The organism is Chelativorans intermedius (assembly GCF_025398255.1).
GTDB classification, from domain to species: domain Bacteria; phylum Pseudomonadota; class Alphaproteobacteria; order Rhizobiales; family Rhizobiaceae; genus Chelativorans; species Chelativorans intermedius.
In genome coordinates this window covers 1-13,788 of record NZ_JAODNW010000004.1, presented here as the reverse complement: position 1 = coordinate 13,788, position 13,788 = coordinate 1, and the positions used below count along the sequence as shown (strand labels likewise).

Genomic DNA, 13,788 nt, shown 5'->3' with positions numbered 1-13,788 from the left:
CGTCATCGCCGCGTCACGCGCCTGCAATCGTACTCTTCCATTAAGGCCCTTTCCGATCAGCGAGAGGGAGACGACGATGGCTCGATACCGGCTTCTGGGCGCGCTTGCCGCAGCGCTTTCGACGGCCACCGCCATGCCGGCGCTTGCCGACATGGCCTTCAACCGCATCGCCACCTTTCCGGTGGCAGAGAATCTGCCCGCCGGCACCGATGCGCAGAGCGTGACCTCCGCGGAGATCATCGCCGCCAGCGAGGACGGCAACACGCTCATCTATTCCGACAGCCCGCTGGGGGCCATCGGCTTCGTCGACATCGCCGATCCGCGCGCGCCCCGCGCCGGCGGGCTGATCGAGGTGGAAGGCGAGCCGACCTCGGTGGCGGTCGCCGGCGCGAAGGCAATCGCCGCCGTCAACACCTCCGAAAGCTACACGGAGCCCTCGGGAAGGCTTGTTCTCCTCGACATCGCGGACAGGACGGGCGAGCCCTCCTGCGCGCTTGCCGGCCAGCCCGACTCGGTGGCCGTCAGCAGGGACGGCCGTTTCCTGGCCGTTGCCATCGAGAACGAGCGCGACGAGGACCTGAACGATGGCGCGCTGCCGCAGATGCCGGCCGGCACGCTGCAGATTTTCGCGCTCGCCGCCGGCGTTCCCGATTGCGACAGCGCCAGGACCGTGGACCTGACGGGCCTGGCGGAGGTGGCCCCGGAAGACCCCGAGCCCGAGTTCGTGGACTTCAACGCCGCCGGAGAGATTGCCGTCACCCTGCAGGAAAACAACCATGTCGTCATCGTCTCCGCCGAGACCGGCGAAGTGACCGGCCACTTTTCCGCCGGCGCCGGCAGCGTCGAGAATGTCGACCTTCTGGACGACGGGGCGCTGCGCTTCGACCAGGCGGCCGGGGATCTGCGGCGCGAGCCCGACGCCGTGAAGTGGCTGGATGATGAGCGCCTGGTGGTCGCCAACGAGGGCGACTACGAGGGCGGGGCGCGCAGCTTCACCATCTTCTCGAAAGGCGGCGACGTTCTCTACGATTCGGGCGCCCGGCTCGAACATCAGGCGGCCCTTGCCGGCCACTATCCCGACAAGCGCTCCGATGCCAAGGGCGCCGAGCCGGAGGGCCTGGAGGCGGCCGCCTATGGCGACGCGTCCTACCTCTTCGTGGCGCTGGAGCGTGCCTCGCTGGTGGGTGTGTATCGCGACACCGGCGCCGACCCGGAATTCGTGCAGGTGCTGCCCTCCGGCGTCGGCCCGGAAGGCGTGCTGGCCATCCCCGGGCGCAACCTGCTGGTGACCGCCAACGAGGAGGACATGGTGGAGGACGGCGGCGCCCGCTCGCATGTGATGATCTACGCGCTGTCGGAAGACGCGCCCGCCTATCCGACGATCCGCTCCGTCATGGAGAACGGCCGGCCCATCGGCTGGGGCGCCCTTTCCGGCCTGGCCGCCGATCCCGCGCAGCCGGGCCGCCTCTATGCCGTCTCCGATTCCTTCTACGGTGCCGAGCCGGCCATCTTCGTCATCGACGCACGCACGGCGCCGGCGCGGATCAGCCGCAAGATCGTGGTCAGACGCGGCGGCCAGCCCGCCCAGAAGCTGGACCTCGAAGGCATCGTCGCCGATGGCGAGGGCGGTTTCTGGCTGGCCTCCGAGGGCCGCACGGACCGGCTCGTCCCACATGCCCTCCTGCATGTTGATGCCGACGGCGAGATCACCCAGGAGATCGCCCTGCCGCCGGAGCTTCTCGCCCACGAGATCCGCTTCGGCATGGAGGGCATCACGCGCGTGGGCGATGGGGAGGAGCGCATGCTGGTCATGGCCATGCAACGCCCCTGGAAGGACGATCCGGAAGGGCAGGTGAAGCTCGTCGCCTACAAGCCCGCCACCGGCGAGTGGTCGGCCGTCCGCTATCGCCTGGACGAGGCGGAGACGGGCTGGGTGGGCCTTTCCGAGATCACCGCCCACGACGGCACGCTCTACATCGTCGAGCGCGACAACCAGATCGGCACCGCCGCCCGCATCAAGCGCCTCTATGGCGTGGCGCTCGACGGGTTCAGCCCCGCCCCGCTGGACGGCGCGCTGCCGATCGTCGAGAAGGTGCTGGTGCGCGACCTGATCGAGGACATGCGCACCGCCACCAACGGCTATGTGGTCGACAAGATCGAGGGCTTTGCCGTCGACGCGGCGGGCGAGGCCTATTTCGTCACCGACAATGACGGTGTGGACGATTCGTCGGGCGAGACCGTCTTCATGCGGCTCGGCCCGCTCGACGCGGTGAACTGAGCCTCTTCGGGAACCGCCTTGCCCATGAAGCTCCCCGGCCCAAGGGCCGGGGCTTTTTCACGCCACGTCGAGCACGATCTTGCCGATATGGGAGCCTTCCTCCATGCGCTCATGCGCGCGCCACGCCTCCCGCAGGGGGAAGATCATGTCCATCACCGGCGCAACCTTGCGCGCTGCGAGCAGCGGCCACACCCTGGCCTCCAGCTCGGCGGCGAGGCGTGCCTTGAAGGCCACGGAGCGGGGCCGCAGCGTCGAGCCGGTGTGGGTGAGCCGCTTCACCATCAGCTTGCCGAGGTCGACCGTCGCCGTGGCCCCGCCCAGCATGGCGATCTGCACGATGCGGCCGTCCACCGCCGCCGCGTCGTAGTTGCGCTGCGCGTAGTCGCCGCCCACCATGTCGAGAATGACGTCCGCGCCGTGCCCCTCCGTCAGCTCCTTGACGGCCTGCACGAAATCCTCCTGGCGATAGTTCACGGCGCGCTCGGCGCCGAGCGCCGTGCAGGCGGCGCATTTCTCGGGCGAGCCGGCAGTCGCCACCACCCTGGCGCCGAAAGCGACGGCGAGCTGGATGGCCGTGGTTCCGATGCCGGAGGTGCCGCCATGCACGAGAAGCGTCTCGCCGGCCTTCAGTCCGCCGCGCTCGAAGACATTGTGCCAGACCGTGAAGAAGGTCTCCGGCAGGGCGGCCGCCTCGGTGAAGGTGAAGCCCGCGGGGATGGGCAGCGCGTTCGATTCGTGCACGATGCAATATTCGGCATAGCCGCCGCCCGGCGTCAGCGCCGTCACCCGGTCGCCGACCTGCCAGCGCCCGACGCCGGCGCCCACGGCCGCCACCTCGCCGGCCACTTCGAGCCCCGGCAGCTTGGAAGCGCCGGGCGGCGGCGGATAGATGCCCTTGCGCTGCGCGACATCCGGGCGGTTGACACCGGCCGCCCGCACTCTGACGAGGATCTCCCCCTCGCCTGGCGCCGGCACCGGCCGCTCCTCCGGCTTCAGCACCGCGGGGCCGCCATATTCGCTGATTGCAACAACCGTCATCCTGTCGGGCAGAGAGTCCTTGTGTGCCATGTTTGAGCCTTCTTCCGGGGGCAGTTGGAATCTGTTGATTCGAGAACAATGGCCGGCGGCGGGAATTGCCGGCCGGTGTGTCGTTTATGTATTGTGGTTTCGAATTGTGGCAACGGATCGGGATTGGGCACGATGGAGGAGGAGCTTCCGGCGGCACGGCCGGCATATACCATCGGCCAGGATGTTTCGACATTCTCCGTCGAGGAATTGATAAGCACGGTTGCCCTCCTGAGGGAAGAGATCGGACGGCTGGAGGGGGAGCTTCAGGCCAAGGACACGACCAAGGCCGCAGCGGAGGCCCTGTTCCGGCGCCAGTGAGGCGCGCCGCGTCGAACGGGCCCCTGCGCGCACGCGCCGCGCGCGGCTGACGCGAAGACGACATTTGAAACGGCCAAGGCTTTAAAGAGGCGGACCCGCTTCATGCTTTCATCCTTCGGTTCCATCGTCGCCCTGTTGCTCGGAACGGCGTTCCTGCTGTCCGGCTCCGGCCTCTACGGCCTGCTGCTGCCGCTGCGCGGCGAGGTGGAAGGCTTCTCGCTGGCCGCCCTCGGCCTTCTGGGCACCGCCTGGGCGGCCGGCTTCATCGCCGGCTGCCTGTTCGCTCCGCGGCTGGTGCGCCGCGTCGGCCACGTGCGCGCATTCTCCGCATTCGCGGCCTCCGGCGCCATCGTCGCGCTGATTGCCGGCATGTGGATCAATGTCGGCGTCTGGCTGCTGCTGCGCGCCTGCACGGGCTTCACCATGGCCGGTGCCTTCATGGTCATCGAAAGCTGGCTCAACGAGCGCGCCACCAACGAGACGCGCGGCACCATCTTCGGCCTCTACATGATGGTCACCCATGTGGCCATCACGGCGGGGCAGATGGTGGTGACGCTGGGTGACGTCTCCAGCGCCACGCTGTTCATGGCCACGGGCATCCTGTTCTGCCTGGCGCTGTTGCCCACCGCCGTCTCGACGGCCATCACGCCGGCGCCGCTCGCCGACGTCTCCATCGACCTCAAGGAGCTTTACGGCAATTCGCCGGTGGCCTTCGTGGGCTGCCTGCTGATCGGCGTCGCGAACGGGGCCTGGGGCACGCTGGGCGCCGTCTACGGCGCCGAGATCGGCATCTCCACCTTCGAGATCGCCGTGATGATGAGCCTGGCCGTTCTGGCCGGGGCTGCGGCCCAGATGCCGGTCGGCCGCCTGTCCGACCATACGGACCGCCGCTTCGTGCTCGCCGGCGGCGCCTTCGTCTCCGCCCTCATCGGGCTTGTGCTGTATCTCACCGCGCCGCGGACGGGCATCATCGTGATCGGGCTCACCGCCGTCTACGGCCTGCTGGCCTACACGCTCTACTCCATCGTCGTGGCGCATGCCAACGACCATGCCCCGCCGGCCGCCTTCGCCCGGGTGTCGAGCGGGCTGCTGCTGCTCTATGGCGTGGGAACCATGGCCGGCCCCGTCTTCGCCGGCCTTGCCATGGAGGGAATGCGCCCGGAAAGCCTGTTTCTGGTGACGGCGGGCGCGCATCTGGGGGTCGCCCTTTATGCGGTGCTGCGCGTGACGCTGCGCGCCCCGGTGCCGTTCGAGGAAAGGGAGGCGTTCAAGACGCTGCCATCGGAGCGCACGGTTACGCCGCAGACCATCATGCTCGACCCGCGCTCCGAGACGGACGATCCGGCGGCAGAGGATACCCGCGAGCCGGGAGCCTGAGGCAGCACGGCGCCGCCCGGCCGGACAGGCCGGGACGGCGGGCAGGCGTTGCCGCCTGGAATGTCGGGTGTCAGTGCCTGGTTCGCTCGGCCTGAAGCTTCTGCATCTCGTCCTTGATGGCCAGCTTGCGTCTCTTGAGCTCGGCAATTTCAAGCGCATCCACGGAAGGATGCGCCATCGCATCGTCGATCTTGCGCTGAAGGTCGCCGTGCTTGCGCTGCAGCTCTGCAAGATGGGATTCAAGCGACATGGTGCATCTCCTCAAATGGGTTCCTCGCAAGACCGCCCTGGAACACAGCCCCACCCTCTTTCCATGACGGTACGATGACAGTCTGCCACTCTCCCGCGCCCTTGTCGAACGCCTTTCGGTAGCATTTATCGCAGCCCTGAAATGTGGTATGAGGCTACGCTGTTCCCGAGATTCGGGAACGGCCTTGGTGCCCGTGTCCACGCGTTCCGGCGCGCGGAAGGGGTTTCCTGCGCCGGAGACGATAAAGACGTGAACATGTCGGAACAGGAACAGGCCGAAATTCGCCGCGAATTTGCCCGTTTGAAGCAGGACCATGCCGATTTCGACGCCGCCATCGACGCGATGATTGCGTCGGGCTGCGATCCGCTGCGCATCCAGCGCATGAAGAAGAAGAAGCTGGCGCTGAAGGACCGCCTCAAGGAACTCGAAGACCGACTGATACCCGACATCATCGCCTGAGCGGGCGGGCTTGCGGTCGGCGGCGCGATTGTCTACAGGCGGTGCCGTGAAGCAAAGCGGACCATCGTCATGAACAGCCAGCGCGCCGATGTCGCCATCGTCATGGGAAGCCAGTCTGACTGGGAGACGATGCGGCACGCTGCCGAGACGCTGGAAGCGCTGGAAATCAGCCACGAAGCGCGCATCGTTTCCGCCCACCGCACGCCCGACAGGCTCTATGCCTTCGCCAGGGGCGCGCGGGCGGAGGGTTTCCGCGTCATCATCGCCGGGGCCGGCGGCGCGGCCCATCTTCCGGGCATGGTGGCGGCGCTCACGCCGCTGCCCGTGTTCGGCGTTCCGGTGCAATCGCATGCCCTGTCCGGCCAGGATTCGCTGCTTTCCATCGTGCAGATGCCGGCCGGCGTTCCCGTCGGCACCCTGGCCATCGGCCGGGCCGGCGCCGTGAATGCGGCGCTTCTGGCGGCTGCCGTTCTCGCCCTTTCCGACACCGCGCTTGCCGGGCGGCTCGACGCCTGGCGCGCGGCGCAGGCGGAAAGGGTGGCCGAGCGGCCGGAGAAGGCATGAAGACGCCGCTTGCGCCGGGGGCGGCCATCGGCATCATGGGCGGCGGCCAGCTTGGCCGCATGCTCGCCATGGCGGCCGCGCGGCTGGGCTATCGCACCGTCATTCTCGAACCGCAGGCCGAGTGCCCCGCTGCCCAGGTGGCGGGGCGGCACATCGCCGCCCCCTATGACGACAACGAGGCCCTGGAACGGCTCGCCGACGCCTGCGACGTCGTGACCTACGAGTTCGAAAACGTTCCGGTGGGGGCCGCCCGCCTGCTCAACGAGCGGGTACCGGTCTTTCCGCCGCCCGAAGCGCTGGAATTCTCGCAGGACCGGCTTGAGGAAAAGATCTTCCTGAATTCCACCGGCTTGTCCACAGCACCCTTCTTTTCTGTGGACAAGGATGCCGACGTGACGCGCGGCCTTGCCAGGTTCGACGGCAACGGCGTGCTGAAGACGCGCCGCTTCGGCTATGACGGCAAGGGCCAGCACGTCTTTCGCGGCGCCTCCGTGGAGGAGGCGAAGGGCGTGTGCGCGGCGATGGGCGGCCGCTCCCTCATCCTGGAGGGTTTCGTGCCCTTCGAGCGCGAAATCTCGGTGATCGCGGTGCGCGGGCGCGACGGTTCCATGGCCAGCTACGATCCGGCCGAGAACATCCATCGGAACGGCATCCTGCACCGTTCCATCGTGCCGGCGCGGATTTCCCCGCAAACGGAAGAGGCGGCAAGGACCGCGGCCTTCGCCCTGATGGCGGCGCTCGGCTATGTGGGCGTCATCGGCGTGGAATTCTTCGTCATGGCGGACGGCAGCCTGATCGCCAATGAGTTCGCCCCGCGGGTGCACAATTCCGGCCACTGGACAGAGGCCGCCTGCCGCGTCTCCCAGTTCGAGCAGCACATCCGTGCCGTTGCCGGCCTGCCGCTCGGCAGCACCACCCGCCATGCCAACTGCATCATGACGAACCTGCTGGGTCGCGAGCAGGACGAGGCGCCCGCCCTTCTGAGCGAGCCGGATGTGGTGCTCCATCTCTATGGCAAGCGCGAGGCCCGGCAGGGCCGCAAGATGGGGCACTACACGCGCCTTTTCCCCCTCGGCGACAAGAGCCCCGCCTGACCGGCGCGCAGGAAGGTTGACACGACGCGGCTTCCTCGTCTATGTGCCGCACGCAAGTTGCGGCGCGCCGGGTGGGCGCGTCTTTCGTTTCGGGCCGCAAGGCCATCACCTTCATTCGGGCCTGAGGGTCCTGCGACGGGCAAGACCATGAAGATCAAGAATTCGCTCAAAGCGCTGAAGAGCCGCCACCGCGAGAACCGCATGGTTCGCCGCAAGGGCCGCGTCTATATCATCAACAAGTCGAATCCCCGCTTCAAGGCACGCCAGGGCTGAGCGCTCCTCACGCGGATTTCACTTTTCTCCGGCCGCGGGGGCGGATAGGCTTGCCCCATGCGCCATTGCGTCCTTTCCGCATGTCTCTGTTTCCTGCTGCTGGCCGCTCCGGCAGCCGCCGATGAGCCGCGCCAGGCGACGGTCAGGATTCCCGCGTCGGACCGGCTTGAGCAGCTCTTTGCCGATCTGAAGCAGGAAACCAACGAGGCAGCCGCCCGCCGCATCGCCGAACGTATCCGCGAGGAATGGCTTCGCTCGGGCGGCGAGACGGCCGATCTCCTCATCGAATGGGCGCGCGCGGCCGTCTCCGAAGAGAAGTATCACGTCGCCCTCGACCTGCTCGACGAGGTGACGGTTCTTTATCCCGATTTCGTGGAGGGCTGGAGCAGCCGCGCGCTCGTCCATCTGATGATGGACGACTACGACCGCGCCATGGCCGACCTGTCGCGCGCGCTGGCCATCGAGCCGCGCCACTTCGGCGCGCTCAGCGGTCTGGCCGGCATCCTGCGCGCCGTGGGGCGAGAGGAGGAGGCGCTGGCGGTCTATCGCCGGATGCTGGAAATCTATCCCATGCAGCGCAGCGCCCAGCGCGCCGTCATGCGCATCGTCGAAGAGCGGACCGACGAGCGGCTGTAGGAACCCGCGGGAAGGGCGCGCCGCGACATGCGGCCGGGCGCGGGGTAGCGCCTACAGCATTTTGCAACCAGATGGAATCATCTGGCGTCGCACAAATGCCGCAAAAACAAATAGATGGACCGGATCAGCGTTTCATTGAAACGATGAACCGGTCTAAAGCCCGCCCAGCCCGTCCGAGCCGATATAGGCAATGCGCAGCATGTTGGTGGAGCCGGGCGTGCGCAGCGGCACGCCGGCGGTGATGATCACCCGGTCGCCGGGCTTTGCGAAGCGCTCCTCATAGGCGATGCGGCAGGCGCGGTCCACCATGTCGTCGAGGTCCGTCGCGTCGTCGGAAACCACGCAATGGGTGCCCCACACCAGGCTCAACCGCCGCGCCGTCTCCACCACCGGGGAAAGGGCGATGATGGGCACGTGCGGGCGCTCGCGCGCCGCGCGCAGGCCGGTGGTGCCGGAAGCGGTGTAGGTAATGATGGCCGACAGCTTCAGCGTCTCGGCGATCTGCCGCGCGGCAAGCGAGATGGCATCAGCCCCCGTCGCCTCCGGCTCGCTGCGCTGGGCGTTGATCACCCCGCCATAGGTGGGGTCGCGTTCCACGCGGTCGGCGATGGCGTTCATCGTCGCCACCGCCTCGACCGGATAGCTGCCGGCCGCCGATTCGGCCGAAAGCATGACCGCGTCGGCGCCCTCGAACACGGCGGTCGCCACGTCGGAGACCTCGGCGCGGGTCGGCACCGGCGCCGAGATCATCGATTCGAGCATCTGCGTGGCCACCACCACGGGCTTGCCGGCGCGCCGGCAGGCCCGCGTAATCTGCTTCTGGATGCCGGGCACCGCCTCCAGCGGCATCTCGACGCCCAGATCGCCGCGCGCCACCATCAGCGCATCGGCAAGCTCGATGATCTCCGGCAGGCGCCTCACCGCCTGCGGCTTCTCGATCTTGGCCATCAGCCAGGCGCGCCCGCGCACCACCTTGCGCACCTCGGCCAGGTCCTCGGGACGCTGGATGAAGGACAGCGCGATCCAGTCCACGCCGGTGGCGAGAACGGCCTCGAGATCCTTGCGGTCCTTGCCGGTCAGCGCGCCGAGCGGAAGGTCGGTGTCGGGCAGGCTCACCCCCTTGCGGTCGGAAATGACGGTGCCGGCCACCACCTTGCAGACGATGGCGTGCCCGTCGGTCTTCACCGCTTCGAGCTGCAGCCGGCCGTCGTCGATCAGCAGCCGGTGGCCCGGCTCGACCGCCTTCAGGATCTCCGGGTGGGGCAGGTGCACGCGCGTCTCGTCGCCCGGCGCGGCATTGTCGTCGAGGATGAATTGCTGGCCCACCTTCAGGCGCACGCTTTTCTGCGCGAAGGTGCCGACGCGCAGCTTCGGCCCCTGCAGGTCGGCGAGAATGCCGATGGGCCGGCCGACACGCTTTTCCACCTCGCGGATGCGCTCCACCAGGGTGCGCATCGAGGCGTGGTCGGTGTGGCTCATGTTGATTCGGAACACGTCCGCGCCCGCCTGGTAGAGCTTGGCGATCATCTCCTCCTCGGAGGAGGCCGGCCCCAGGGTGGCGAGAATCTTGACCTTGCGGGTTCGTTTCATGGATTGGCCGTTCCCGTCACGGCCGAGCCGTCGGTTGCGGGGCCGTCGGTAAGCTGCACCATCCAATTCTCCTGTTCCCCCGTATCGTGTTCCTGGAAGCCGGCGCGCTGGAAACCGCGTGCGAAGCAGTCCTTGACACCGACGATCTTGAACTCCTCGTCCGCCACGCACATCTGCACCGGCCCGTCCCAGCGGCCGCCGCGGGTGGCGTCCTCGGCGTAGAGATAATAGTAGCGAGACTGCAGCGGCCCGGAGATGAGGGTCGTGCAGCTCGACGCCTCTATACGCCACCAGCCCTCGCTGATCCAGCCCTCCCGGGCGCGGTAGCCGATCGCCACGCCGACCAGGTTCTGCGTCGCGTTGCACACGCGCAGATCCGCCAGCGCCGGCGCCGCCCCGGCGAAGACGAGCCCCGCCGCCAGCGCTAGAAGGGCGGCACCCGTCCACAACATCCCATGCAGCCTTGCGAACGGCATCGTCAGGTCCGGCAAAGAGAAATCGACATCGTCATCCTTTTCGGCAAACTGGCCGCCCGTGTCAACGCGCCCCCGTTGCACCGGCCCGCCCTTCGTGGGAAGAGGGGGCATTCGTCACCTCGCATCTCCGGGTCATGACACGCAACACTTCCTTCGCACCCTACGAGCTGGTGGAAGGCGACCGCGCCAAGGGGCTCGTGCTCGTCGCCGACCACGCCTGCAATGCCCTGCCCGAAGAGTATGGCGATCTCGGGCTGCCGGCGGCCGAATTCGAGCGTCACATCGCCTATGACATCGGGGTGGAGGCGGTGACACGGCGGCTTGCCGCGCTCACTGGCGCGCCGGCCGTCATGGCGCGCTTCTCGCGGCTGCTCATCGACCCCAATCGCGGGCCGGACGATCCGACGCTGATACGGCAGCTCTATGACGGTACCGTGATCGCCGGCAACTATCCGATGACGGCGGCGGAGCGGAAGCGGCGGATCGAGCGCTTCTACAATCCCTATCACGACGCCGTCGCAGCACTCATCGAGGCGGTGGCCCGGGCCTCGGGTGCAGCACCGCTCGTCATCTCCATCCACTCCTTCACCCCCTTCATGCAGGGGCGGGAGCGCCCCTGGCATGTGGGCCTGCTGTGGGACAGCGACGAGCGCGCCATACGCCCTTTGCGCGCCGCCCTTCAGGCCGAGCGCGGCCTGGTGGTGGGCGACAACGAGCCCTATGACGGGGCCCTCAGGGGCGACACCATGTTCCGCCACTGCACCACCAGGGGCCTTGCCCACGCGCTGATCGAGCTGCGCCAGGATCTGATCGTCGCCGAGGCGGGGGCGGCCGAGTGGGCGGAGCGCCTGGCGCCCATCCTTGACGCCATCAACGCCCGGCCCGATATGCACGAGGTGAGGATGGCCGGCTCGCGCACCGGCCCGCTGTGAGGCAAGGAGGCTTTCATGACCGACCTTTCGGACGAGCAGAGGCGCGACCTGGAGGCCGCCGCCTTCCGCCGCCTGGTGGCGCATCTGCGCGCACGCCCCGACGTGCAGAACATCGACCTGATGAACCTTGCCGGCTTCTGCCGCAACTGCCTGTCAAACTGGTACCGCGAGGCCGCGGAGGCGGCGGGCATCGCGCTGACGAAGGACGAGTCGCGCGAGATCATCTACGGCATGCCCTATGAGGCATGGAAGCGCCGGCACCAGACCGAGGCGAGCGAGGCCCAGAAGGCCGCCTTCGGGAAGAACCGCCCGGCCGACCACTGAGGCGCCTTTCACGCGGCCGGGCGAAAGCCGGGCCCGAGCGTCTTGACCTCGGATCGCGGCTGGGGCATCGAACCGCATCTTTTCCTGCACGCCCCGACTCGCGGGCGCCCTTCCCAGCCGGAGTGAACCATGGCCGACGACATCACCAACGAAACCGCCCAGACCGTGGCTGCCGGGCAACTGCGCGCCTTCGTCGAGCGCATCGAGCGGCTCGAGGAGGACAAGAAGGCGATCTCCGAGGACATCAAGGAGGTCTATGCGGAGATGAAGGCCAACGGCTTCGACACCAAGGCCGTGCGCACCATCGTGCGCCTGCGCAAGAAGGACCAGGCCGAACGCCAGGAAGAGGAAGCGATGATCGACCTCTACAAGGCCGCCCTCGGCATGACGTGACCGCACTGCCGGCGGCTGCCCGGCATGGCGCGCCGCCCAGCAGGCCTCAGCGCCGGGCGGAAGCGGCAACCCCGCCCCGCGACACCCGCCCCCAATGCGCCCGCCCACACGGGCAACCATCGAGCCGGCGCGGATCTTCCGAAGAAACGAACCTCAGGGAAAATGGTGGAGCTGAGGGGAGGCCCGAAGACGCCCCACAAGACCATTTTTTTTCAAACACTTACATCGTATTGGCCACTTCCGTGTATACCACTTCTGTAGACAGGTTCAAGAGGGGCTGCGAGCAAACTGTATCCCCGCATGCGGGGGAACCCCAGACTTACGCCGCTGTTCGGTGCGCCTCCGGGGGCTATCCCCGCATGTGCGGGGTAGCCATCCGCGGTGAGCACCGCGGCGCTGACGGCTTGATCAATTGCTGGGTTTCGGCTGGGTCTTCTTGACCAATCGTGCCTTGGCGGCGTTGCGGCGGTTCGCGATGCGCGAGAGGGCGTATTTGATCGGGAGTTCGTCGATGGTGTCCGGATCGTAATCGTCGGCCCATTCAGTTGCGTCGGCGTGGTTGGGATGGTCCGGATCTGCCAGCGCGTCGAGCATGTCGTAGAAGCCGGGGATTCCGCCGCAATCCTCCGGCGGCGCGTTTCTCTCGCCGCCGACATAGCGCGGATAGGAGGCCTCCGGATCGCCGATCCTGACGTCGGCCACGGTGAGCCGATGCTCCCAGCTGTCACCGAAGTCGTAGATGTAGTCGATCATCGTCTTGCGAGGCTTCAAGACTTCGCGCAGACGCACCTTGGCCGCCTCCTTGCGCGGCTCCGTCCCCCAATCCTCGTCCATCGGCAGGCCGTATCTCTGCTTGTTGACCGTGAACTCCCAGAGATGATAGTCGAACCAGCCCATCACGGCCTGGATGACATCGTGCAGCACCTTCAGGGTGATCGAGGTCGGCACCTCGACCTCGCGCCAGATCAGGGGATCGGTGTCGCGCAGTTCGATGCGGACCGTTGCGATCTCGTTGATCCTGTCGGATGCGGCGGTCTGCGGGGATTTGCTCATGCCGCCAGTCTTGCAGATTGCGCCTCCCAGTTCCACGGGAGGAGATCGGTAAGTCGGCGAAGCCGAAATCCGCGCGAGGATCGACAAACTCGCGCGCCGCCGAGCTGGTTGCCGACGGCATCGGCGAGACGCTGAGCTTCTATGCCTTCCCGGACAGCCACTGGATCAAGATCCGGACCAACAACCCGCTGGAACGCATCATGAAGGAGATCCGCCGCCGCACGCGGGTGGTCGGCGCATTCCCCGACGGGCAGAGCTGCCTCAACCTGGCCGCGGCCAGGTTGAGGCACATTGCCGGAACCCAGTGGTCGACCCGCAAATACATGAACATGGCCCCGCTCTACGCGGAGCATACCTCAACCGCCGGAGCCGTCGCGTGAGAAATGTGCGAAAGATTCTGGACAATACCCAGATCCCTGAGACCCTCGAGGGAAACACCGCCAAGCTCTGCAAATTACAGATCCCGACCCTAGCACTACTTTGGCACCTTAGTCGATGGTCAACGAAATGGGGAAAATCATACCTCATAGGTCATCTAAAAATGGCCTCCAACGGGCGATTTCGTGCCACATGAGGAACGGTTTCTCCGACACTTCGTACTCACCGGAGAGACTGCCAAAGTAGTGCTAGAGCGGGATGAAACGAGGCTGAATCGGCAGGGATTCCCTTTGGCGGTGAATTCTGATTCAACATGCTGGCTGGA

The 13,788-nt window shown here is 67.1% G+C and carries 16 protein-coding genes and 1 pseudogene; 12 read left to right on the top strand and 5 right to left on the bottom strand.

Features of this window, described 5'->3' with window-relative positions; genetic code table 11:
- Nucleotides 1-76: 76 nt before the first annotated feature.
- Nucleotides 77-2,278, top strand: a complete 2,202-nt coding sequence (locus tag NYR58_RS05400) for an esterase-like activity of phytase family protein (RefSeq protein ID WP_261519463.1) — start codon at nt 77-79, stop codon at nt 2,276-2,278.
- A 57-nt stretch (nt 2,279-2,335) separates the two neighbouring features.
- Here NYR58_RS05400 and NYR58_RS05395 read toward each other — a convergent pair whose 3' ends face one another.
- Complete coding sequence (locus tag NYR58_RS05395) at nt 2,336-3,316, bottom strand: NAD(P)H-quinone oxidoreductase (RefSeq protein WP_261519526.1); 981 nt, start codon at nt 3,314-3,316, stop codon at nt 2,336-2,338.
- A 162-nt stretch (nt 3,317-3,478) separates the two neighbouring features.
- Here NYR58_RS05395 and NYR58_RS05390 point away from each other — a divergent pair, with 162 nt between their 5' ends.
- On the top strand, nt 3,479-3,664 hold the full coding sequence (locus tag NYR58_RS05390; RefSeq protein WP_261519462.1) for a DUF1192 domain-containing protein: 186 nt from the start codon (nt 3,479-3,481) through the stop codon (nt 3,662-3,664).
- 102 nt (nt 3,665-3,766) lie between these two features.
- On the top strand, nt 3,767-5,041 hold the full coding sequence (locus tag NYR58_RS05385) for an MFS transporter (protein WP_378074682.1): 1,275 nt from the start codon (nt 3,767-3,769) through the stop codon (nt 5,039-5,041).
- Nucleotides 5,042-5,111: 70 nt separating this feature from the next.
- On the opposite strand, the gene NYR58_RS05380 is transcribed toward NYR58_RS05385, so the two are convergent.
- Nucleotides 5,112-5,291, bottom strand: a complete 180-nt coding sequence (locus NYR58_RS05380) for a YdcH family protein (RefSeq protein ID WP_261519461.1) — start codon at nt 5,289-5,291, stop codon at nt 5,112-5,114.
- Nucleotides 5,292-5,546: 255 nt separating this feature from the next.
- Between NYR58_RS05380 and NYR58_RS05375 the strand changes: the two genes are divergently transcribed.
- The 5 genes from NYR58_RS05375 to NYR58_RS05355 all read left to right on the top strand — a co-directional run bounded on the left by NYR58_RS05375 (nt 5,547) and on the right by NYR58_RS05355 (nt 8,317).
- On the top strand, nt 5,547-5,750 hold the full coding sequence (locus NYR58_RS05375; RefSeq protein ID WP_261519525.1) for a YdcH family protein: 204 nt from the start codon (nt 5,547-5,549) through the stop codon (nt 5,748-5,750).
- Between the two features lie 69 nt (nt 5,751-5,819).
- A complete protein-coding gene (gene purE, locus NYR58_RS05370; protein ID WP_261519460.1) occupies nt 5,820-6,314 on the top strand; it encodes a 5-(carboxyamino)imidazole ribonucleotide mutase in 495 nt (164 codons plus the stop codon).
- Nucleotides 6,311-7,408 (top strand): 5-(carboxyamino)imidazole ribonucleotide synthase, encoded by a 1,098-nt coding sequence (locus NYR58_RS05365; RefSeq protein ID WP_261519459.1) that lies wholly within the window; start codon nt 6,311-6,313, stop codon nt 7,406-7,408. The genes purE and NYR58_RS05365 overlap by 4 nt, the downstream gene beginning before the upstream one ends.
- Before the next feature lie 147 nt (nt 7,409-7,555).
- Nucleotides 7,556-7,681, top strand: a complete 126-nt coding sequence (gene ykgO / locus NYR58_RS05360) for a type B 50S ribosomal protein L36 (protein ID WP_261519458.1) — start codon at nt 7,556-7,558, stop codon at nt 7,679-7,681.
- Nucleotides 7,682-7,738: 57 nt separating this feature from the next.
- The gene (locus tag NYR58_RS05355) at nt 7,739-8,317 is read left to right on the top strand and encodes a tetratricopeptide repeat protein (protein ID WP_261519457.1); all 579 of its coding nucleotides are present in this window, start codon (nt 7,739-7,741) and stop codon (nt 8,315-8,317) included.
- 153 nt (nt 8,318-8,470) lie between these two features.
- Here the strand turns inward: NYR58_RS05355 and pyk are convergent, their stop codons facing one another.
- Both pyk and NYR58_RS05345 read right to left on the bottom strand, forming a co-directional pair.
- Nucleotides 8,471-9,907, bottom strand: coding sequence for a pyruvate kinase (gene pyk, locus NYR58_RS05350; protein ID WP_261519456.1), 1,437 nt, complete (start codon nt 9,905-9,907; stop codon nt 8,471-8,473).
- A complete protein-coding gene (locus NYR58_RS05345) occupies nt 9,904-10,359 on the bottom strand; it encodes a DUF1036 domain-containing protein (protein ID WP_261519524.1) in 456 nt (151 codons plus the stop codon). Before NYR58_RS05345 ends, pyk begins: the two co-directional genes overlap by 4 nt.
- A 158-nt stretch (nt 10,360-10,517) precedes the next feature.
- Between NYR58_RS05345 and NYR58_RS05340 the strand changes: the two genes are divergently transcribed.
- The 3 genes from NYR58_RS05340 to NYR58_RS05330 all read left to right on the top strand — a co-directional run bounded on the left by NYR58_RS05340 (nt 10,518) and on the right by NYR58_RS05330 (nt 12,032).
- Nucleotides 10,518-11,315, top strand: a complete 798-nt coding sequence (locus NYR58_RS05340) for an N-formylglutamate amidohydrolase (RefSeq protein ID WP_261519455.1) — start codon at nt 10,518-10,520, stop codon at nt 11,313-11,315.
- Between the two features lie 15 nt (nt 11,316-11,330).
- Nucleotides 11,331-11,639: a DUF1244 domain-containing protein gene (locus NYR58_RS05335; protein WP_261519454.1), complete on the top strand. Its 309-nt coding sequence runs from the start codon at nt 11,331-11,333 to the stop codon at nt 11,637-11,639.
- A 129-nt stretch (nt 11,640-11,768) separates the two neighbouring features.
- Nucleotides 11,769-12,032: a DUF2312 domain-containing protein gene (locus NYR58_RS05330; RefSeq protein ID WP_261519453.1), complete on the top strand. Its 264-nt coding sequence runs from the start codon at nt 11,769-11,771 to the stop codon at nt 12,030-12,032.
- 408 nt (nt 12,033-12,440) lie between these two features.
- Here NYR58_RS05330 and NYR58_RS05325 read toward each other — a convergent pair whose 3' ends face one another.
- Nucleotides 12,441-13,085, bottom strand: a complete 645-nt coding sequence (locus NYR58_RS05325) for a plasmid pRiA4b ORF-3 family protein (RefSeq protein WP_261519452.1) — start codon at nt 13,083-13,085, stop codon at nt 12,441-12,443.
- A 134-nt stretch (nt 13,086-13,219) separates the two neighbouring features.
- On the opposite strand from NYR58_RS05325, the pseudogene NYR58_RS05320 reads away from it, so the two are divergent.
- Nucleotides 13,220-13,465: pseudogene (locus NYR58_RS05320) on the top strand (transposase); the annotation flags it as partial.
- Nucleotides 13,466-13,788: the final 323 nt, after the last annotated feature.

Excerpts from the sequence above, each read along its gene's own strand:
- pyk (WP_261519456.1), bottom strand. The coding sequence starts at position 9,907 with ATGAAACGAACCCGCAAGGTCAAGATTCTCGCCACCCTGGGGCCGGCC.
- NYR58_RS05325 (WP_261519452.1), bottom strand. The coding sequence starts at position 13,085 with ATGAGCAAATCCCCGCAGACCGCCGCATCCGACAGGATCAACGAGATC.
- NYR58_RS05390 (WP_261519462.1), top strand. The coding sequence starts at position 3,479 with ATGGAGGAGGAGCTTCCGGCGGCACGGCCGGCATATACCATCGGCCAG.
- NYR58_RS05380 (WP_261519461.1), bottom strand. The coding sequence starts at position 5,291 with ATGTCGCTTGAATCCCATCTTGCAGAGCTGCAGCGCAAGCACGGCGAC.
- ykgO (WP_261519458.1), top strand. The coding sequence starts at position 7,556 with ATGAAGATCAAGAATTCGCTCAAAGCGCTGAAGAGCCGCCACCGCGAG.
- NYR58_RS05345 (WP_261519524.1), bottom strand. The coding sequence starts at position 10,359 with ATGTTGTGGACGGGTGCCGCCCTTCTAGCGCTGGCGGCGGGGCTCGTC.
- NYR58_RS05355 (WP_261519457.1), top strand. The coding sequence starts at position 7,739 with ATGCGCCATTGCGTCCTTTCCGCATGTCTCTGTTTCCTGCTGCTGGCC.
- NYR58_RS05385 (WP_378074682.1), top strand. The coding sequence starts at position 3,767 with ATGCTTTCATCCTTCGGTTCCATCGTCGCCCTGTTGCTCGGAACGGCG.
- NYR58_RS05400 (WP_261519463.1), top strand. The coding sequence starts at position 77 with ATGGCTCGATACCGGCTTCTGGGCGCGCTTGCCGCAGCGCTTTCGACG.
- NYR58_RS05330 (WP_261519453.1), top strand. The coding sequence starts at position 11,769 with ATGGCCGACGACATCACCAACGAAACCGCCCAGACCGTGGCTGCCGGG.
- NYR58_RS05395 (WP_261519526.1), bottom strand. The coding sequence starts at position 3,316 with ATGACGGTTGTTGCAATCAGCGAATATGGCGGCCCCGCGGTGCTGAAG.
- NYR58_RS05365 (WP_261519459.1), top strand. The coding sequence starts at position 6,311 with ATGAAGACGCCGCTTGCGCCGGGGGCGGCCATCGGCATCATGGGCGGC.
- NYR58_RS05340 (WP_261519455.1), top strand. The coding sequence starts at position 10,518 with ATGACACGCAACACTTCCTTCGCACCCTACGAGCTGGTGGAAGGCGAC.
- NYR58_RS05375 (WP_261519525.1), top strand. The coding sequence starts at position 5,547 with ATGTCGGAACAGGAACAGGCCGAAATTCGCCGCGAATTTGCCCGTTTG.
- NYR58_RS05335 (WP_261519454.1), top strand. The coding sequence starts at position 11,331 with ATGACCGACCTTTCGGACGAGCAGAGGCGCGACCTGGAGGCCGCCGCC.
- purE (WP_261519460.1), top strand. The coding sequence starts at position 5,820 with ATGAACAGCCAGCGCGCCGATGTCGCCATCGTCATGGGAAGCCAGTCT.